The sequence below is a fragment of the Blastococcus capsensis genome (assembly GCF_030165005.1).
Taxonomy (GTDB): Bacteria; Actinomycetota; Actinomycetes; order Mycobacteriales; family Geodermatophilaceae; genus Blastococcus; species Blastococcus capsensis.
Genome location: NZ_JASNNW010000015.1, coordinates 140,803 through 158,303, shown reverse-complemented (window position 1 = coordinate 158,303; position 17,501 = coordinate 140,803). Strand labels below are relative to the sequence as shown.

At 74.2% G+C, this 17,501-nt stretch carries 22 protein-coding genes; 9 read left to right on the top strand and 13 right to left on the bottom strand.

All coding sequences use genetic code 11. From position 1 onward, the window contains the following. The coding region (locus QOZ86_RS21035; protein ID WP_348637977.1) for a hypothetical protein at positions 1–502 on the bottom strand (502 nt) is incomplete at its 3' end. Positions 503–761: 259 nt separating this feature from the next. Here QOZ86_RS21035 and QOZ86_RS21030 point away from each other — a divergent pair. Next, on the top strand, positions 762–905 hold the full coding sequence (locus tag QOZ86_RS21030) for a hypothetical protein (protein WP_348637976.1): 144 nt from the start codon (positions 762–764) through the stop codon (positions 903–905). Positions 906–913: 8 nt separating this feature from the next. Here the strand turns inward: QOZ86_RS21030 and QOZ86_RS21025 are convergent, their stop codons facing one another. The 5 genes from QOZ86_RS21025 to QOZ86_RS21235 all read right to left on the bottom strand — a co-directional run bounded on the left by QOZ86_RS21025 (position 914) and on the right by QOZ86_RS21235 (position 3,397). Further along, the gene (locus QOZ86_RS21025) at positions 914–1,087 is read right to left on the bottom strand and encodes a hypothetical protein (RefSeq protein ID WP_348637978.1); all 174 of its coding nucleotides are present in this window, start codon (positions 1,085–1,087) and stop codon (positions 914–916) included. Between the two features lie 88 nt (positions 1,088–1,175). Continuing rightward, a complete protein-coding gene (locus QOZ86_RS14295; protein WP_284492647.1) occupies positions 1,176–1,835 on the bottom strand; it encodes a histidine phosphatase family protein in 660 nt (219 codons plus the stop codon). Beyond that, the gene (locus tag QOZ86_RS14290) at positions 1,826–2,893 is read right to left on the bottom strand and encodes a phosphotransferase family protein (protein ID WP_284492646.1); all 1,068 of its coding nucleotides are present in this window, start codon (positions 2,891–2,893) and stop codon (positions 1,826–1,828) included. The genes QOZ86_RS14295 and QOZ86_RS14290 overlap by 10 nt, the downstream gene beginning before the upstream one ends. Positions 2,894–2,906: 13 nt before the next feature. After that, complete coding sequence (locus QOZ86_RS14285; protein ID WP_284492645.1) at positions 2,907–3,170, bottom strand: AMP-binding protein; 264 nt, start codon at positions 3,168–3,170, stop codon at positions 2,907–2,909. Continuing rightward, the gene (locus QOZ86_RS21235; RefSeq protein ID WP_431521224.1) at positions 3,167–3,397 is read right to left on the bottom strand and encodes an AMP-binding protein; all 231 of its coding nucleotides are present in this window, start codon (positions 3,395–3,397) and stop codon (positions 3,167–3,169) included. Before QOZ86_RS21235 ends, QOZ86_RS14285 begins: the two co-directional genes overlap by 4 nt. Before the next feature lie 280 nt (positions 3,398–3,677). Between QOZ86_RS21235 and QOZ86_RS14275 the strand changes: the two genes are divergently transcribed. Then, entirely contained in the window at positions 3,678–4,172 is a 495-nt protein-coding gene (locus tag QOZ86_RS14275) for an STAS domain-containing protein (protein WP_284492643.1), read from the top strand. A 12-nt stretch (positions 4,173–4,184) separates the two neighbouring features. On the opposite strand, the gene QOZ86_RS14270 is transcribed toward QOZ86_RS14275, so the two are convergent. The 4 genes from QOZ86_RS14270 to QOZ86_RS14255 all read right to left on the bottom strand — a co-directional run bounded on the left by QOZ86_RS14270 (position 4,185) and on the right by QOZ86_RS14255 (position 7,001). After that, positions 4,185–4,418: a hypothetical protein gene (locus QOZ86_RS14270; RefSeq protein ID WP_284492642.1), complete on the bottom strand. Its 234-nt coding sequence runs from the start codon at positions 4,416–4,418 to the stop codon at positions 4,185–4,187. A gap of 41 nt (positions 4,419–4,459) precedes the next feature. Further along, positions 4,460–5,755 (bottom strand): S8 family serine peptidase, encoded by a 1,296-nt coding sequence (locus tag QOZ86_RS14265; protein ID WP_284492641.1) that lies wholly within the window; start codon positions 5,753–5,755, stop codon positions 4,460–4,462. A gap of 116 nt (positions 5,756–5,871) precedes the next feature. Next, positions 5,872–6,267, bottom strand: coding sequence for a VOC family protein (locus tag QOZ86_RS14260; RefSeq protein ID WP_284492640.1), 396 nt, complete (start codon positions 6,265–6,267; stop codon positions 5,872–5,874). A gap of 236 nt (positions 6,268–6,503) precedes the next feature. Beyond that, positions 6,504–7,001: a hypothetical protein gene (locus QOZ86_RS14255; RefSeq protein WP_284492639.1), complete on the bottom strand. Its 498-nt coding sequence runs from the start codon at positions 6,999–7,001 to the stop codon at positions 6,504–6,506. Between the two features lie 365 nt (positions 7,002–7,366). On the opposite strand from QOZ86_RS14255, the gene QOZ86_RS14250 reads away from it, so the two are divergent. Continuing rightward, positions 7,367–8,083, top strand: a complete 717-nt coding sequence (locus QOZ86_RS14250) for a hypothetical protein (protein WP_284492638.1) — start codon at positions 7,367–7,369, stop codon at positions 8,081–8,083. Positions 8,084–8,371: 288 nt separating this feature from the next. After that, positions 8,372–9,250: a metallophosphoesterase gene (locus tag QOZ86_RS14245; RefSeq protein WP_284492637.1), complete on the top strand. Its 879-nt coding sequence runs from the start codon at positions 8,372–8,374 to the stop codon at positions 9,248–9,250. A gap of 18 nt (positions 9,251–9,268) precedes the next feature. Here QOZ86_RS14245 and QOZ86_RS14240 read toward each other — a convergent pair whose 3' ends face one another. Then, positions 9,269–10,255: a mechanosensitive ion channel family protein gene (locus tag QOZ86_RS14240; RefSeq protein WP_284492636.1), complete on the bottom strand. Its 987-nt coding sequence runs from the start codon at positions 10,253–10,255 to the stop codon at positions 9,269–9,271. Further along, positions 10,237–11,250 carry a potassium channel family protein gene (locus QOZ86_RS14235; RefSeq protein ID WP_284492635.1) on the bottom strand — a complete coding sequence of 338 codons (1,014 nt, stop codon included), beginning with the start codon at positions 11,248–11,250 and terminating at the stop codon, positions 10,237–10,239. Before QOZ86_RS14235 ends, QOZ86_RS14240 begins: the two co-directional genes overlap by 19 nt. A 312-nt stretch (positions 11,251–11,562) precedes the next feature. Here QOZ86_RS14235 and QOZ86_RS14230 point away from each other — a divergent pair, with 312 nt between their 5' ends. From QOZ86_RS14230 to QOZ86_RS14210, 5 genes are read left to right on the top strand one after another with little or no spacing between them, the layout of a single operon-like run. Beyond that, entirely contained in the window at positions 11,563–12,240 is a 678-nt protein-coding gene (locus QOZ86_RS14230; protein ID WP_284492634.1) for a response regulator transcription factor, read from the top strand. After that, positions 12,237–13,748 carry a HAMP domain-containing sensor histidine kinase gene (locus QOZ86_RS14225; RefSeq protein ID WP_284492633.1) on the top strand — a complete coding sequence of 504 codons (1,512 nt, stop codon included), beginning with the start codon at positions 12,237–12,239 and terminating at the stop codon, positions 13,746–13,748. The genes QOZ86_RS14230 and QOZ86_RS14225 overlap by 4 nt, the downstream gene beginning before the upstream one ends. Beyond that, on the top strand, positions 13,745–14,311 hold the full coding sequence (locus tag QOZ86_RS14220; protein ID WP_284492632.1) for a GerMN domain-containing protein: 567 nt from the start codon (positions 13,745–13,747) through the stop codon (positions 14,309–14,311). The genes QOZ86_RS14225 and QOZ86_RS14220 overlap by 4 nt, the downstream gene beginning before the upstream one ends. Further along, positions 14,308–15,498, top strand: coding sequence for an AI-2E family transporter (locus QOZ86_RS14215; RefSeq protein ID WP_284492631.1), 1,191 nt, complete (start codon positions 14,308–14,310; stop codon positions 15,496–15,498). The genes QOZ86_RS14220 and QOZ86_RS14215 overlap by 4 nt, the downstream gene beginning before the upstream one ends. Further along, positions 15,495–16,865 (top strand): DUF2254 domain-containing protein, encoded by a 1,371-nt coding sequence (locus QOZ86_RS14210; RefSeq protein ID WP_284492630.1) that lies wholly within the window; start codon positions 15,495–15,497, stop codon positions 16,863–16,865. Before QOZ86_RS14215 ends, QOZ86_RS14210 begins: the two co-directional genes overlap by 4 nt. 27 nt (positions 16,866–16,892) lie before the next feature. On the opposite strand, the gene QOZ86_RS14205 is transcribed toward QOZ86_RS14210, so the two are convergent. Further along, positions 16,893–17,501, bottom strand: a complete 609-nt coding sequence (locus QOZ86_RS14205; RefSeq protein WP_348637975.1) for an acetate uptake transporter family protein — start codon at positions 17,499–17,501, stop codon at positions 16,893–16,895.

Here is a 17,501-nt window from a genome sequence, read left to right as displayed (position 1 = left end):
GATGAGCGAGCTGCGCGCCTTGATGCCTCACCCTGAGGCGCGGGCCTGCCGGGACGCGGTCGACGCCCACGCCCGCGCCGCCAAGGCCCCCGGTGACGACCGGCCGATCGGGATGCTGCGGGCCGGCGCCGCCGCAGACCTGATCCTGCGCCCCTGGCAGGACCGGCCGGCGGTGACCGCGCACCTGACCGTGCTCACCCCGCTCGACGCGCTCACCCCCGCCCGGTTCCTGGCCTCCGGCGCCCCGAGACCGGCCGCCTTCACCCCACCTGGCACCCCGCCCGGAACGCCCGCGCCGGTCGGCGAGGTCGACGGAGAGCCGATCACCGCCGCCCACCTGCGCGAACTGCTCACCCAGCTCGACGCATCCTGCCCCGGCGGCCTGCAGGCACCGGCCGGCGGCAGCCTGGACATCGCCATCACCGATGCCACCGGGGCGCTGCTGGCCGTCACCGGCCGCACCGAGCTGGCGCGCCTCGTCCGACGGGGCTGCCCCGACCACCCCGACACCGCATGCGGCTGCCCGCTGCTCGGCCCACCCGCGGCGGTGGACCGCTACCGCCCCTCGGCCGCCCAGTACCGCTTCCTGGAGGTCCGCGACCGCACCTGCCGCCACCCCGGCTGCAGCGTGCGCGCCGGCTGGGCCGACCTGGACCACGTCATCGCCCACGCCGCCGGCGGCGCCACCGCCTGCCAGAACCTGCTGCCTGTGCCGCCGGCACCACCGGCTCAAGACCTTCGCCCGGGGCTGGCAGCACACCATGACCCCCGACGGCGTGCTCACCGTCATCACACCCTCCGGCGTGACCCGGATCAGCCGTCCGCCCGGCTTCCGCGTGCTCACCGGACCACCGGAACCACCGCCGCCGCCACCGGACCCGGCGGACGACCCGCCACCCTTCTGACCCGGCCGTCAGGCCGGGAGCACCTCGGCCAGCCAGGACGCGGCGGCCGCGCCGACGACATCGGGGTTCTTCTTGAGCGAGTGGTCACCGGGCACCGCGTACACCGACGCGCTCGGGCGGCCGGTGAGCACGGCGGCGACGTCGGCGGGTGCCCCGAATGCGTCCCGCTCGCCCTGGACCACCACCACCGGCAGCCCGACGCCGGTCAGCTCGCCGGCGCGGCTCTTCTCCGGCCTGCCCGGGTGGAGGTCGGTGGCATCGTGGCGACGCCTAGCGGTAGCTGAGCAGGTGCCGCCGGTCGCCCGTGACGTGCGCGTGGTCGTTGAAGGCGAGCAGGGACAGCCCGCCTGCGCCGGCCAGCACGGAGGTGATCCCGGCGTTCACCGCGGCCCGGTTGAGCGCGACGACACCCTCGGCCGGCGCGGCGAGCAGCGCAGCCGTCACTGCCGCGATGACCCCGGCGGAGGTGGCGACGACGGCGTCCCGGCCGCGCGGCAGCCCGGCCACCAGGTCGGCGACGGCGGCGACGGCGCCGGAGGAGAACGCCGGCCAGCCGTCTGGCTCACCGGCGGCGATCCACGAGCGCAGCGCTGCGTCGAGCAGCCGCTGCACCTGGCGCGACCCGGACTCGCCGACCGGCTGGTTCCCGGGATCGGTGGGATACCGCTTCAGCAGGTCGAGGTGGTCGTACTCGTCGAGCCGCGGATCGATCTCCGCGGACACCGGCCAGCCGGCTGCCTCGGCCAGCAGTGCCGCGGTGTCGCGCTGGCGGCGCAGGGTGCCGGAGACGATCAGCGGGTCGCGGAGGTCGCGCCGTCGCAGCTCCTCCCCCAGGCAGGTCGCCTGCCGCCGGCCGAGCTCGCTGAGGACGTCGTAGTCGTCGGCGCCGAAGGATGCCTGGCCGTGCCGGACGAGGCAGATCAGCGGCATCCGGCCAGCTTCTCGGCGCGCTGGAGCAGGACGGCGGTCGCGAACCCGAAGTTCGCGAACCTCGGGTTCGTGCTGTGCCCGGAGCGGTACCGGGCCCAGATCTGCTGCAGGATGACGGCGAGCCGGAACAGGCCGAAGACCTCGTAGAACATCCAGTTCGGCGTCTGCAGCCCGGTCCGGGCCAGGTAGCGCTCGACGAGCTGCTCGCGGGTCGGCATCCCCGGCAGGATGCTCGGCTGGTTCGAGACCATCCCGAACTCCTCGTCGTCGTCGGCGGTCACCCAGTAGGCCAGCGAGGCGCCGAGGTCCATGAGCGGGTCGCCCACGGTGGCCATCTCCCAGTCGAGGACGCCGGTGATCCGCGGCGTGCCCGACAGGTCGAGGACCAGGTTGTCCAGCTTCCAGTCCCCGTGCAGCAGGCTCGCGCGCACGTCCTGCGGCTGGTGCTCGGCCAGCCAGCTCATGAGCTCCTCGGCCGGCGGCACGTCGTCGGTGAGCGCGTCGCGGAAGCGCCGCGACCAACCCTCCACCTGGCGGCGGACGTAGCCGGGGCCCCTGCCCAGGTCGGCGAGGCCGGCCGCGTCGACGTCGATGGAGTGCAGGTCGGCCAGCGTGTCATAGGTCGTCTCGCCCAGCGCCCGCGCCTGCTCCGGCGAGAGCTCCACGCCCTCGGGCAGCGTCCGGGTGAGGATGGTGCCGCGCAGCCGCTCCATCACGTAGAAGTCGCTGCCGATGACCGAGGAGTCCTCGCAGAAGCCGTGGATCTGCGCGACGACGTCCAGGTGCGGTCGCAGCCGCTGCTGCACCCGCACCTCCCGGCCCATGTCGTGCGCCGAGGCCGCCTTGTGCCCGTGCGGCGGCCGGCGCAGCACCAGCTCGAGGTGGTCGTAGTCCAGCAGATAGGTGAGGTTGCTGGCCCCGCCGGAGAACTGCCGCACCTGGGGGGCGGGCCTCCCCTCGAGCGCCGGCACGCGCGGCGCCAGCCACGCGTGCACGGCCTCCACGTCGAAGGCGTCCCCGGGTCGGACCTCGCGCAGTCGGCTCACGTCGTCGCTCATCAGCCCCATCCCATCACGGCTCCGCCCGGAGCTCAGTGCGGCGCCTGGCGCGCAGCTCCTTCTCGAGAATCTTCCCGGTGGGGCCCTTGGGCAGTTCGGCCACCAGCCGCACCTCCCGCGGGTAGACGTTGTAGCCGCCGCGGATGACCAGGTCCTTCTTCCGGTCGACGACGAGCAGGTAGCCGTCCTCGTCCCGGTGGACGAGGTCGACGGGGTGGAACCAGCCGCCGCGCATCGCCTCCGCCGTCGCCTCCGGGTTCTCGTAGCAGCCCTTCATCGCGTCGTGCCCGCGGACGAACTCGCCGACGTGCTCCTCACCCGGGAAAGGTCCTCGCCCTCGTCGTCGACGACACGGACCTCCGCACCGCAGATCGGCCTGCCGATCGAGCGGACCTTCCGCTCCTTCGCGCTGGCGTCGAACGTCGTCGTGCTCGCCGTCTCCGGCACCCCGTAGCCCTCGAGGACGACGACGCCGGGGAACCTCTCCTCGAAGGCGCGGATCACCTCCCCCGGGATCGCGGCACCGCCGGACACCCCCACCCGCAGCGAGGACAGGCGCGTGTCGGTCGGCGTCGGTGTGGCGGGCCGTGCCGTCGTCGGCTGCCGCGCGGAACCCGGCTTCGGAGGACGCGGTCCGGGGCGGCGACAGGACGCCGGGACACGCGCGTCCGGCAGTGCTAGCGTCGCCAGCGGGTCGAAGCTCCGGCCCGAGCCGCGTCAGGGGCAACGCGTGCTACCGGAGCCCCCGCTCCGGGCAGTCCGTGCCCCAGGTGGGAGATCCGCCATGGATCTGCACGAGTACGCCCGTCACTCCGCCGACTCCGCGGTCGCTCCGTTCCTCGTCTCGGTCGACCTGCGCTCGGCGCAGGTGCGTGTGGCCGGGGAGCTCGACCAGGAACACGCCCACCACGTGCTCGACGCGCTCGCCGCGTTGTCCGGCACCGACCACGCGGTCTGGACGCTGGAGGCACGGCAGGTCACCTTCTGCGACGCCGCGGGTCTGCGATCGCTGGTGACCGCGCACCGCCTGGCCCGCGGCCACGGCCGGGATCTCTCGGTGCTGCCCAGCCCGTGCATGCACCGGCTGGTGCTGCTGGTCGGGCTCGACGAGCTGCTCCACACCCCACCGGCGCCGCCGGGGGTGGTGACCGACGTCGCGGAGAGCCGGCGCGTCCACAGGTCCCTGGCGGCCGTCCGCGAGATCCGCCATCCGGCCGCGACGCCGGCGCCGGCGCCGACGCCGGCGGACTCCGCCCCGGTGGAGTCCGCGGCCGGCTGACGCCCGGGCGGCCTACTGGACGGGCGCGTCCGGCGGCGCGAGCCGGTGGCGCAGCTGCTCGTCGACCGACAGCACGCCGGCGACCCCGGACAGCGCGCCCAGGGTGCCGGGCGGGACCGATCCGGTGATGATGCCCAGCCCGTCCAGCACCTGTTCCACCTGCATGCCACGGGCCCGCAATCCCTGCACCACGCCGTCGAGGGCGGACAGGTGCCCGTCGTCGACGGTGACGCTGATGTGGGTCATGCCCGGCGACGCTACGCGGACCCGCGCGCCCGGGGAACCGCTCACCGCGGGGCCATCACCAGCCCGCTGCCGGCGTCGAGCGACGGCTGGAGCAGCCGCTCGCTCTCCTGGCAGAGCGTCGCCCACAGCTCCAGCCCGCGTCGGCCGGTGGCCTCCGCCCACAGCGCGGCCAGGCCGGCCACGTGCGGAGTGGCCATGCTGGTGCCGCTGATCGTCCGGTAGCGGTCCGGCATCGGCCAGGCCGAGAGCACCTCCCAGCCCGGTGCGGCGACGTCGACCTGCCCACCGCGCTCCGGCAGGCTCCGGGCCGAGAAGTACGCCATCTCCAGCCCCTGGTCCAGGGCACCGACGGCCATGATCTCCACGCTGTTGGCCGGAGCACCGACGAGGCCGTCGTCGCCCGTACGCCGATCGGCATTGTTGCCGGCGGCAGCGATGATCAGCGAGCCGCGCTGCAGTGCCCGGCGCCCGGCGGCCGAGTACGGCGGGTGCGCCTCCACCACGTCGGCGCCGAGGGACATGGAGATGACCGGGCAGCCGCTGGTCACCGCCCAGTTGATCCCGGCCAGGATGCCGGCGTCGGTGCCGCTGCCCTCGTTGCCGAGCACCTTGCCGGCGAAGATCTCCGCGTCGGAGGCGACGCCGTACCGCGGCCCGGCAGGAGGGACCGCGGGTCCGCAGGCGGTGCCGATGCAGTGGGTGCCGTGGCCGTGACCGTCCTGGGCGTCCTCCCCGGCGACGAAGGAGCGGGCCGTCACGGCCCGGGCCACGAAGTCGGCATGGGCCAGGTCGAAGCCGGTGTCCAGCACGGCGACCCTGATGCCACGGCCGGAGAAGCCGGAGGCATCGGCGCGGACGGCCTGCACCCCCCAGGTCGCCTCCTCGGTGTCCCGGAACCGCGCCGGACGTGCCGCCCCGGGGGCGGGCCACTCCGCGGACGTCAGCCGCCCGGCCAGATCGGCGACGCCGTCCCGGTACCCGCGCGCGTAGGTGCCGATGTCGGCCGGGAGGACGTGGTGCACGAGTTCCGGCGAGACCGACAGCACCGGCCGGGCCGATCCCGCCCGCAGTTCGCGCAGCTGCCCCTCGTCGGCCGCGACGACGGCGATCCCCAGGGCCGCGAACACCGTGGCGCCTGCTCCCCGGAGCGTCTCCGGCGGGACGTCGCCGTCGGCGAAGTCCCGCGAGTCCGCGACGTCGCGCACCCCGGCGCGGGCCCAGTCGACCGGCTCCTCGCTGTCGGCGTCGGCGAAGACGACCACCCGGCGGCCGGTGGTCCGCGGCCGGAGACCCGAGGTCTCCCTCTCCGGGACGGCTGGACGGCGCGGATCCTTCATCGTTCCCCCTCGGGCGGTGCTGGGCGGCCGGGCGGCGCCACCTACAGCTGGTCGTGGCGCCGTCCCGCTCCGTCAGCGTCGCGGTGTGGCCGCGGAGGGGCAAGCCGGGACCACGGTCAGCCCTGCAGCGCCGCCGGGTCCATCCACATGACCTCCCAGACGTTGCCGTCGGGGTCGGCGAAGCTGCTGCCGTACATGGAACCGTGGTCCTGCGCCGGCATCCACGGCTTCCCGCCGGCGGTGACGGCGGTGCTCACCAGCCGGTCCACCTCCTCCCGGCTGTCCGCCGACAGGCAATTCAGGACCGAAGTGGCCTGCGCGGGGTCTCCCACCGCACCGCTGACGAAGTCGGCGAACCGCTCGCGGGTCAGCAGCATCACGTGGATGTTCTCCTCGACGACGTAGGAGACGCCCCTCTCGTCGGAGAACTGGTCGTTGCGCCGGAAACCCAGCGCGCCGTAGAAGGCGTCGGCCCGGTCGCGGTCGGTGACGGGCAGATTGACGAAGATCATGCGCACGGGAACTCCTCGGGTCGGTCCGACCGCCACCCGCGGGTACGGGAGGCACGGTCGGAGAGGAGACCGGCCGACCGCGCGGAACTCATCGGTGCCCACCGACGATCGCCGGGAGCGACCGCGGCCAGGGCCCCTCTGCCGGGGATACCGGCCGCTCCCCGCGCCCTGGCGTCGGCCGCGACGCTGGAGTCGGCGCGCGAGCACGCCGCTTCCGGCGCGCGCCGCCGGCGGGCTCAGTCCCTCGGCTCCACGATCGAGGCGTCGAGGAAGGGCTCCCCCTCCCAGTCCGCGTAGGCCTCGTCGGGGAGGTCGCTGCCGATGGCCCGCTCGACCTCCGCCAGCTCGAACTCCTCCCCCGGCACGGCGGCCACGGCGACGGCCTGACCCGGAGCCAGCTCGCCGAGCTCCTCGTACATGACCACGAGGATCGGCTCGACGTCGTCCTCACCGCCGAGGGTGAAGGCGATCGGCGAGACGATGCGCTGCACCTCTCCGAGCAGCGAGACCTCCAGACCCTGGTAGCCCTCGATGTCGTCGCGGAAAGCCTCGGTGTAGAGCCCGTCGTAGGGGTCCTCGAGGTCCTCCACCGGCCGGACGTCGACGTCCACCGGGGTGGTCGGCGTGCTGTCGTCCTCCCCGCACCCGGCGAGGACGGTGACGCCGAGGGCCGCCGCCAGGAGGACGCCGGCCTCGGCTGGGCGCCGGCGCCGCGTGGCGCGGGGTGACGCCATCGGGCTCACCCGTTCCGCCGCACGCGGTCGCTGGCGGCGGGCGGGGAAATCGGTCGCCGGCTGGTCGTCATGGCCGTCGTTCCTTCCGTGCTGAGGATTCCGTCCGCGGAGTCCCCGGAGCGGTTGGTGGCGTGGTCCTCGCCCGTGCCCGGGAAGAGGCCCCGGCAAGGCCCGCCCGGTCGTTTCGTCATCGCTTCGCAACAGGAGGGTGGCACCGCCAGTCGGCGCGCGTTGCGAAGCCGTGACAGCGCCTGCGCACCCGTATCCCCCGCCACCCGCCGGGCATCCCCGAGCAGCGGACGGCCGCGCCTCCGCACCCGGTGTGCGTCATCCGACCGCCGGCCGCCGAGTCGAGGAGGACCGACATGTCCAGCGCCGTGCCACCCGTCCAACCCCTGGAGCAGCAGGCCCGCACCGTCGACCTGGTGCGCTGGGGACCCGTGATCGCCGGCGCGGTCATCGGCCTGGCGGTCTACGCCCTCTTCAACGCGCTCTGGCTCGCTCTCGCCTCGAGCACCGGCAACGGCTGGGTGAGCGACAACCTGGGCTGGTTCGTCGGCGGCACGGCCGCCGGCGCCCTGCTGCTCGCCGGCTTCCTCGCCGGGCTGCTGGCCGGCGCGCGTGGGGCCATGGCGGGGCTGGTCAACGGGCTCACCGCCTGGGGGCTGCTCTTCCTGCTCACCCTCACCGCGGTCGTGCCCGGCGCCCTGGACCTCAGCGGCAACCTCGCGGCCGGACTCGAAGGCGGCACCCAGGAGATCGGCAGTGGCCTCGGCTCGGCCGGTGGCGGCTTCACCGTCGAGACCGCGCTCTGGACCGGCTTCTGGTCGCTGCTGGCGGGCCTGGTGCTGGCCGTCCTGGGCGGGATCCTCGGCGGCAAGGTCCGCCGGCCCGTGAAGGTCGCGGCCGCCCGTACGCGGAACGACGCGCCGGTGGCCGCGCCCACCGAGCCGACGTCGACCGGCCCGGCGACCGCGCCGACGGCCGTGGTCACGGGGAACCACGTGGTGGACCGTGCGCCCGGCCGTGAGGAGACCCTGGTGGGCCGATCGGTCACCCGCGAGGAGCACATCGACCGGTGAGCCCGGCGCCACGCGTGCCGGAGGGCGCCAGCGGCGCCCGTCACCGTGGTCGACGCCCGGGTCGGTGCCCGCGGTCCGACGGACCGCGGGCCGGCCCGGGGCGCCCGCGTGCCGGCTTCCTCCGCCCGGACGCCGGAGCACGCGTGGGCACCGGAAACCGGCCGTACCGGGTGACCCCCGCGCCCCCTCGACGACACGCCGCCCGTTCCATCAGCCCCTGCGGGGGTAGCACCCGTCCGGCGCTTCCGGATCGGCGCACACCCACTCCCCACCCGGAGGCCCTTCCCCATGAGGCACTGGATCCGCCGCACCGCCGCCGTCCTCGGCGGCCTGCTCGTGCTGCTGCTCCTCTACGGCGTCCTGATCGAGCCACGGCTGATCCTGGACGTGGAGCGCGAGGACGTCACGCTGCCCCAGCTGCCGGAGACGGCCGCCGGCACGGAGGTCGCGCTCATCGCCGACATGCAGATCGGCATGTGGTGGGCCAACGAGGGCATGGTGGAACGCGCCGTCGAGGAGATCGTCGAGGACGAGCCCGACGTCGCGCTGCTCGGCGGTGACTTCGTCTACAGCAGCAGCCCGAGCATCGACGAGCAGGTCGACAAGGTGCTCGAACTGCTGGACCCCCTGCTGCAGTCGGGCATCCCCACGTTCGCCGTCCTGGGCAACCACGACTACGCCGTGGGAGCGGCCGAGGAGGTCACCACCGCCCTGGAGGCCGCGGGCGTCACCGTCCTGCGCAACGAGGCGGCGCCGGTGCCCGGCACCGGCACCGGCACCGAGGCCCTGCACGTGGTCGGTGTCGGGCCGGTGGTGCCCGGCGAGCTCGACGTCGACGCCGCACTGGCCGACGTGCCGGACGGCGCCCCGCGCATCGTGCTGTCGCACAACCCCACGGCGTTCGACGAGTTCCCCGCCGGCACCGCCCCGCTCGCCCTGGCCGGGCACACCCACTGCGGCCAGATCACGCTGCCGGGCACGCCGGACTGGGCCTACCTCGCGCTGACCGAGGAGGAGAAGATCGTCGCCGAAGGCTGGGCGCCGGAGAGCTACGGCGCGGAAGGCAACCGGCTGTTCGTCACCTGCGGCACCGGCTTCAGCGTCGTGCCGGTGCGGATCAACGCCGCGCCGGAGATCGCCTTCTTCACGCTGCGGGCCGAGGGCTGAGCCGCCGACCTGCGCCGGTCACCCGGCCGGTGCCGGTCCCTCCCGCCCGGCGATCCGGAGCGGGGGGAACCCGACGATGTCGAACGTCGCCGAGGCCAGCCCGATGCCGGCGGCGTCCAGCTCGGCCAGCACCTCGCGGGCCATCCGGTCCTTGACGTCGCGGACGCCGTACACACCGGTCAGGAACCGCACGGTCAGGTCGAGCCAGTTGTCGGTCAGCCGCCAGTACACCTGCGGCTCCAGGTCGGCGCCGCGGACGAAGTACTTCTCGCGCATCTGCCGCAGCGACTCGGCCGGCAGCTGCTCACCGGCGACCGAGTTCCGGTGCGCCGCGGCCAGCAGGATCTGCTCCACCCGACCCCGGTCGTCCTGGTAGCGGATCGGCACGGTGAACTCCTCCCACAGGTAGGGGAAGTCGCGGGTGTAGTTGTAGACCGCCTCGTCGAACACCTTGTCGTTGGTCACCGTGACGACGCGGCCGGTGTACTGACGGCTGCGCACCCACTGCGCCGGATCCGCGCCCTGCACCGCGGGCGGCTGCCCCATCTCCATGATCGTGGTGCGGACGAAGCCGAGCGCGATCACGTCGCCCCGCACCCCGCCCATCGTGATCCGGTCGCCGACATCGAAGGTGCCGCCCCGCAGGATCACCAGGTAGCCGGCGAGTGCGGTGATGACCTTCTGGAGGGCGAACGCCAGCCCCGCCGTCACCAGGCCGATCCCCGTGGCGAGCCGCGACGGGTCGTCGAACCAGACCGACAGCACGCCGAGGAACAGCAGGATCGTGACGGTCAGGTTGATGATCTGCCGCGCCCAGAAGCGGGGGCCGTCCCGGTCGATGCCGCGCATCAGCATCCGGACGGCTGCGCGGGCCGCCCAGCGCAGCAGCAGCAGGCCGACCACCAGGACGGCGGTGAGAAGCAGCTTGATGCCGTTCTCCTCGCTGACGAACAGCAGCCGGATCTCCTGGCCGAACAGCTCGATGATCACCCGTCCCACTCCCATCCGGCGTCCTCGACCAGCTGCCGCAATCCTGCCCGGCGCCCGGCGACCGCCCCGACCGCTCCCTGCCGCTCGGTCTCCGGCGCCAGCGGCAGGCCTGCGGCGACCAGCCGATCCACGGCCGGCGCCGGCGGCGGGTCGGCCTCGTGCACCTTCGCCCGGTCGACGCCGGCCGTCCCCACGTACCGCTCCACCACCCGTCGGACCGGTTGCACGGCCGAGGCCGGTGGCCGCACCGGCTGCGCGACCCCCGCCTCCAGCAGGTGCAGCGCGTCGTAGAGCCGGGCCATGGCCAGCGGGGCCGCCGCGCTCGCCGTCCGGCTGCGGAAGTAGTGCAGCACCGGGTAGGCCTCGTGCTGCTCGGCCACCGTGGCCAGCTGACCGGGCAGCTGCACCAGCTGCTGGACGAAGGCTGGTTCGAACCCCTTCCCGTCCCATCCACCGAGCACGATGCCCTGCGCGCTGTCCCCCAGCGCGTGCAGCTGCGTGGCCACCGCCCGGCGGCTCACCACCGCGGACGTCACCGACAGCAGATAGGTGATGGCCAACGTCATCAACGCCAGGCCGCTGAAGCCGGCCACCGCCGAGGCGATCCGCCACCCGGCCGTGCTGGCGACGAAGTCCCCCACCCCGAGGGTGGACAGGGTCATCCCGGCGAAGTAGACGACGTCCGTCAGTGACGCCGGCACGGCGGTGTCCGCGTCGGCCACCGCACCGCTGCCCAGGAAGATCAGCGACCACCCAGCCCAGAACAGCACGATCCAGATGACGGCGGTGAGCCCCAGCAGCAGCGCCCCGGCGGTGCCGAGCAGTCGCGGCCACCCCGCCCGTCGCCGGTGGAGCCGCAACAGCGCCCGCCAGGTGGCCGCGAGCGACCGGTTGGTGAGCGGTCCGGCCGTACCGCCCACCGTGAGCGTCGTCGCGACGACGTCCCACACCACCAGGCCGACGATGAAGGCGCCGGTGACGACGCAGAGTACGGAGACGACCGCGCTCACCTCGTGCCACCGGTCACGGCGCGCGGGGCACGACGGATGCCCCGTCGCCCCATGACGGGTGGGACGGGCGGAACTCTCCGGCTCACGAGCGGGGCTTCCTTCCTCTCGGCCGGGCGGACGCCGGCCAGGTCTCCCGGCCCCGTAGCCACCAGCGGCCGGCGGGATCCGCCGGTCACGAACTTGTCACACAGCGCCCCGGCATGCTGTGACGTGCCGACGCGGCGAGGGCTCGCGCAGCGGCCCCCCGGCGCCGGTGCGCCCCATCGGGTACCTGGCCTGCGCGTCCCGCCGGAGGTCGGCAGACTGAGGGGCATGTCGCGGTCTGTGCTGATCATCGAGGACGACCCGCGGATCCGGCGCATGCTCCAGATGACCCTGCAGCGCGAGGGACTGGAGGTCACCGAGGCGGGGAGCGGCGAGGAGGCCCTCGAGCACCTGGCCGAGCACACCTTCGACGTGATCCTGCTCGACCTCATGCTGCCGGGCAAGGACGGTTTCGAGGTGTGCCGGGAGATCCGCAAGACGTCCAGCACCCCGGTGATCATGGTGACCGCGCGCTCGGACAGCCACGACGTCGTCGCCGGGCTGGAGGCCGGCGCAGACGACTACGTGTCCAAGCCGTTCGTGGTCAAGGAGCTCTCCGCCCGCATCCGTGCGCTGGCGCGGCGCACCCGCGCACCGGAACCCCGCGTCCGGCTCACCGTGGGCGACCTGGAGGTCTCACCGACCGAGGGCACCGTCACCCGGGGCGGCGAGATGCTGAACCTGACCCGCACCGAGTTCCGGCTGCTCACCGAGCTGGCCGCCGAGCCCGGGCGCGTGCTCAGCCGCGAGGAGCTGCTGGAACGGGTGTGGGGCTACGACTACTTCGGTGACTCCCGGCTGGTCGACGTCCACGTGCGCAGGCTGCGCAAGAAGATCGAACCGGACCCGGCGAATCCCACGCTCGTGACCACCGTCCGGGGCATGGGCTACCGGGTCCCGGGGTGACCGCCCCGGCTCCGCCCGCCGGCGGCACCCCGCCCGCCGCCGCCGGCAACGCTCCCCGGGGTAGCGCGGCGGCCCCGGATCCCGCCACGCCGTCCGAGACGCGGCGGGATCCGCGGCCGGCGCCGTTCCGCCTGCGGACGTTGCGCGCCCGGGCGACCGTGGCCTTCACCGCGGTCACGTTGCTCCTGTCCACCGTCCTCGCCATCGCCGTGTGGGTGGCGGTGTCGCAGTACCTGTTGCTGCAGCGCGAGCGGGTCACCCTCGCTCAGGCGTCGACCAACGCCGCCCAGGTGCAGCGGTCACTGGTCACCGAGGGGCTGAGCGTGCCGCAGCTGCTGGCCCAGCTGCCCCGCGAGACGGGCTCCACCTCGCTGCTGGTCGACGACGGCGCCTGGACGACGACCTCGCTGCTCATCGGCCGGGACGATCTGCCCGAGGAGCTGCGCGCTGCCGCCGTCGACGGGTCACCGGTCCGCCAGCGGATCGAGGTGGACGGCGAGATGGTGCTGGCCATCGCCATCCCGCTCGCCGAGCTCGGCCAGGCCTACGTCGAGGTCTTCCCGCTCCAGGAGCTGGACAAGACCTACCGGGTGCTCGCCGCCGTGCTCGCCGTCTCGGTCCTCGGCTCCGTGCCGCTGGCCCTGGTGGTCGGCTGGTGGGTCACCGGACCCACGCTGCGCCCGCTCGACCGGATCTCCGCCGCCGCGGCGGCCGTGGCGGCCGGGGCGCTGGACACCCGCATCGACCCGCGCGGTGACCCGTCGCTCATCCCGATCGCCAACTCGTTCAACCAGACGGCGGAGGCGCTGGAGGACCGGGTCCTCAGCGATGCCCGCTTCGCGGCCGACGTCAGCCACGAGCTGCGCAGCCCGCTGACCACCATGCTGGGCGCGCTGGACCTGGTCGAGGCCACGGCCGACCCCGGTGATGCCCACCAGGCGGAGGCGCTCGGGTTGCTCCGTTCGGAGGTGATCCGGTTCGAACGGCTCGTCGCCGACCTGCTGGAGATCTCCCGGGCCGACGCCGGCAGCACCGACGTCGCGGTGGAGCCGGTGCAGCTCTCGGCGCTGATCCGGGAGGTGCTGTCCCGGCGGCGCCTGGACGGCAGCGCAGAGCAGCTGCTCTCGACCGGAGCCGGCGCCGAGGACGTCGTCGTGTGCGTGGACAAGCGGCGCCTGGAGCGGGTGCTGAGCAACCTGATGGACAACGCGGACCGGCACGCCGGGGGTGTCGTCGCCGTCACCGTCACCGTCACCCGGGACGGTGACCAGGCGCGCGTCCTGGTGGACGACGCCGGCCCCGGTGTCCCCGAGGTCGACCGGACGCGGATCTTCGAGCGCTTCGCCCGGGGCGCGGGCAGCATCCGGACCGAGACCGAGGGATCCGGACTGGGACTCGCCCTCGTGGCCCGGCACGTGCGCGCGATGGACGGCCGGGTGTACATCGAGGACAGCCCCGCCGGTGGCGCACGGTTCGTGGTCGAGCTGCCCGTGGAGGCGGCTCCGTGAGAGCGTTCCTCGCGCTGCTGTGCGGGCTGGTCGTGCTCACCGGGTGCGGGGTCGAGCCGCAGACCGCCCCCCAGCCGTTGACCATCCCTGCCCCGCAGCCGTCCCAGCCGGGGCAGCGGACCGACGACGTCGGACTGGAGCTGACCGTCTTCTTCGTGCGGGGCACCGATCTGATGCCGGCCCGGCGCTCGGTCGACGCCCCGACTGCGGCGGAGGCACTCGAGGCTCTGACCGCCGGCCCCACCCGGGCCGACGTGATCGTCGGCCTGCGCACCGCCCTGGCCCCGCAGCCGCTGTCGGTGGACGTCGGCCTGCCCGGCGGGATCACCTCGGTGACGGTGACCCCGGAGTTCGCCGGCATCTCCGGTGGCAACCAGCTGCTCGCCGTCGCCCAGGTGGTCTGGACGCTGACCGGCCTGGAGGACACCCAGCAGGTGCGGTTCCTCGTCGACGGCGTTCCCGTGGAGGTGCCCACCGACACCGGGCTCACCGAGGCCCCGGTGGGCCGGGACAACTTCAGCTCCGTGGCCCCTCCCCAGAGCCCCGAGCCGGCCCCCCGGTGACCGACGCCGGTCGCACCACCGTCCCGGGCGCCCCCGCCGCTGCTCCGGGCCAGTTACCCGCCGCGTCGCCGTGGCGCGGTGCGGCAGGCCGGCTGGCCGTCCGCTCCGTCGCCGTGCTGGGGGTGGCCGCCGTCGGCTGGCTGGTGATGGGACTGCTCGTCCGCCTGTCGCTGGTCACCCTGTCGCTGATCGCCGCGCTGCTGCTCACCGCGCTTGCCGTGCCCCTCACCAGCCGCCTTCGCCGCATCGGCGCCCCGCCGGCACTCGCCGCGGCCGCGGCCGTGCTGTCCCTCGTCGCCGTGCTCGGCGGCGTCGGCACCCTGGTCTGGTTCCGGACCAGCAGCAGGCTGACCGACCTCACCCCCGCGCTCGCCGCCGGCATCGACCGGGTCCGCGGCTGGCTGGTGACCGGACCGCTCGGGCTCGACCCGGAGCGGGTGGCGGGCCTCCGGGACCGGCTGGTCGCCAGGCTGGCCGAGACCACTCCCTCCCCCGTGGCCGGCGCCGAGATGGCGCTCACCGCGCTCGGCGCCATGGTGCTGGTGCTCTTCGTCGTCTTCTTCCTGGTCAAGGACGGCGGCGGCATGTGGGCGTGGGTGGTCGAGCGGGTGCCGGGCAGGCAGCGGGAGCGCACCGACGGCGCGGGCCGCCAGGCCTGGTCGACGTTGAGCAGCTACGTGCTGGGCGTCGTGACCGTGGCGGCCATCGACGCGCTGCTCATCGGGCTCGGGCTGTTCGTGCTCGGGGTGCCGCTGTGGCTCTCGCTGACCCTGCTCACCTTCTTCGGCGCCTTCGTCCCCTACTTCGGTGCGCTGCTCAGCGGTGCGGCGGCCGTGCTGGTCACCCTGGTCACCGACGGCCCGCGCGATGCGGTCATCATCCTGGTCGTGGTCCTCGTGGTGCAGCAGCTGGAGGGCAACGTGCTGCAGCCGCTGATCATGCGCCGGGCCGTGCACCTGCACCCGGTGGTCACGCTGCTGGTGATCACGGCCGGCACCCTGCTGTTCGGCATCGCCGGCGCAGTGGTCGCCGTGCCGATCACCGCCGTCGCCCATCACGTGCTCGAGTACCTCCGGACGCATCCGCCGGCGTCGCCCGGCGACCCGCCCGCCGACCCCCCGGACACCGCCACGCCGCCATCGGAGCCGGGGACCGCCCGGCCGATCGCGACGGGAGTCCACGAGTGAGCCGTTCCCATCCGGTCGGCCGCCTGTGGCGCCTGATGCGCGGTTCCCTGTGGCCGCTCCCGCTGGTCGCCGTCACCCTCGCCGTCACCCTCGGCCTGCTGATGCCGGTGCTGGACGGGTTCATGGGCACCCCGAACGAGGGCTCACCGTTGAGCTTCGTGTTCGGCGGCGGCCCGGCCGCGGCGCGTGACCTGCTGGCCGCCATCGCCGGCTCGTTGATCTCGGTGACCGGCGTGATCTTCTCCCTCACCGTCGTCGCGCTGCAGCTGGGCAGCAGCCAGTACTCCCCCCGCCTGCTGCAGACCTTCGCCACCGACCCGGTGGTGCAGGCGACCCTGGGCCAGCTGACGGCCACCTTCGTCTACGCGCTCACCGTCCTCAGGACGGTCCGCACCGAGGACGCCGACGGCCCGGCCTTCGTGCCACGCCTGTCGATCACCCTGGCGTTCCTCTTCGCCCTGGGCAGCGTGGCGGCGCTGGTCTTCTTCCTCGGGCACCTCGCCCGCTCGTTGCGGGTGGAGGTGATGCTGCGCGACGTCCACGACGAGGCGATGGAGTCACTGCAGCGGGCCGGCGACGAGCCGGACGAGCCACCGGTCGGGCTGCCCCCGGGCCCGGGCACTCCGGTCGAGGCGGTCACCAGCGGCTTCGTCGTCGCCGTGGACGAGGACCGGGTGATCGAGCAGGCGCGCGCTCAGGACGCCGTGGTGGCCCTCTCCCCGCGCATGGGCGACTCCGTGGTGGCCGGTACCCCGCTGGCGCACGTGTGGTCCCGCTCGGGTGCCCCGGTGCAGGACCGGGAGAAGCTGGCCGACGCGATCACCGGCGCAGTGGCGGTCTCCCACGAGCGGACGCCGGAGGAGGACCCCGCCTACAGCCTCCGCAAGATCGTCGACATCGCCGGACGCGCGCTCTCGCCGGGGATCAACGACCCGACGACCGCAGTGCACGCGCTGTCGCACGTCTCCGCGTTGCTGGGCGACCTGCTGCCGCGGCACACCGACGTCACCGCACGCCGCGACGAGGAAGGCGTGGTGCGGCTGGTCCTTCCCCGGTGGACCGCCCAGGCGCTGCTGCGGCTGGGGCTGGAGGAACCGCTGGAGTACGCGTCCGGCCAGCCGGCCGTGCTGCGGCGGATCGCGGGGCTGCTGCGCGAACTCGGCTGGCGGGTGCGCGGCCAGGGCCTCGACGCCGATCTGCACGCCCTGACCGATCGCACGGCTCAGCTGGCGGTGGAGACCACCTCGGTGGACGATCGCGAGGCGGCGCTGTGGCGCTCGGCCGTGGCGGACGCGCTGGCCGGGCGGTGGTCGGTCGCCGCGGGGCTGATCCCCCCGCCCGCCGCCTCGGATCCGCAGCCCCGCTGACCGCCGACCGTGCACCCCGGACGGAGTTCACAGCTGCGGGCGGACCCCGGCCTCCTCGACCAGCTCCGCGGGCTCGAGCGGCCCTTTCCCCGCCATCGCGGCCCGGCCCTTGCCGCGGCGACCGACCGGCAGGACCGTGCGCTCGCGCGTGCCCTCCAGCTCGAAGGCCGCCGCCGCGTAGAGGGCGATGACCGCCGCCAGGAGCCCCACCCATCCGGCCGTCACCTTCCAGGCAGGGGATCCGGACATCTCGTAGATCCCCGTGCTGACGAACCGCCCGGCCGTCGACGCCATCACGGCCGCCGCCACCACCTTGCTGCTCAGCGCGACCCCCACCGGGATGAGCAGGGCGATGCCCGCGGTGACCAGGAGGACGCCGAGACCGGCGCTCGTCGCACCCGGGCGCGTGGTCAGCGTCGCCAACCCGGTCACCGCCCACGCCCCGGCCAGCACGCCCATGCCGGTCGCGGCGATCGGATCGCGGGTCAGGAAGCCGATCACCGAGGCGATGAGCTGCAGGGGCACCGTGGCGGCGATCGCGGTGATCGCCGCCACACGGCCCTGGTCGGGCGGTATCCAACCCAACTGCACCGCGCTGAAGACCGTGGTCGCCAGCACGAGCCCGAGGAACCCCAA

Bases quoted from the DNA above. Each gene is read 5' to 3' on its own strand.
- QOZ86_RS21030 (WP_348637976.1), top strand. From the start codon at position 762: ATGACCCCCGACGGCGTGCTCACCGTCATCACACCCTCCGGCGTGACC.
- QOZ86_RS14295 (WP_284492647.1), bottom strand. From the start codon at position 1,835: ATGCCGCTGATCTGCCTCGTCCGGCACGGCCAGGCATCCTTCGGCGCC.
- QOZ86_RS14290 (WP_284492646.1), bottom strand. From the start codon at position 2,893: ATGAGCGACGACGTGAGCCGACTGCGCGAGGTCCGACCCGGGGACGCC.
- QOZ86_RS14285 (WP_284492645.1), bottom strand. From the start codon at position 3,170: ATGAAGGGCTGCTACGAGAACCCGGAGGCGACGGCGGAGGCGATGCGC.
- QOZ86_RS14275 (WP_284492643.1), top strand. From the start codon at position 3,678: ATGGATCTGCACGAGTACGCCCGTCACTCCGCCGACTCCGCGGTCGCT.
- QOZ86_RS14270 (WP_284492642.1), bottom strand. From the start codon at position 4,418: ATGACCCACATCAGCGTCACCGTCGACGACGGGCACCTGTCCGCCCTC.
- QOZ86_RS14265 (WP_284492641.1), bottom strand. From the start codon at position 5,755: ATGAAGGATCCGCGCCGTCCAGCCGTCCCGGAGAGGGAGACCTCGGGT.
- QOZ86_RS14260 (WP_284492640.1), bottom strand. From the start codon at position 6,267: ATGATCTTCGTCAATCTGCCCGTCACCGACCGCGACCGGGCCGACGCC.
- QOZ86_RS14255 (WP_284492639.1), bottom strand. From the start codon at position 7,001: ATGGCGTCACCCCGCGCCACGCGGCGCCGGCGCCCAGCCGAGGCCGGC.
- QOZ86_RS14250 (WP_284492638.1), top strand. From the start codon at position 7,367: ATGTCCAGCGCCGTGCCACCCGTCCAACCCCTGGAGCAGCAGGCCCGC.
- QOZ86_RS14245 (WP_284492637.1), top strand. From the start codon at position 8,372: ATGAGGCACTGGATCCGCCGCACCGCCGCCGTCCTCGGCGGCCTGCTC.
- QOZ86_RS14240 (WP_284492636.1), bottom strand. From the start codon at position 10,255: ATGGGAGTGGGACGGGTGATCATCGAGCTGTTCGGCCAGGAGATCCGG.
- QOZ86_RS14230 (WP_284492634.1), top strand. From the start codon at position 11,563: ATGTCGCGGTCTGTGCTGATCATCGAGGACGACCCGCGGATCCGGCGC.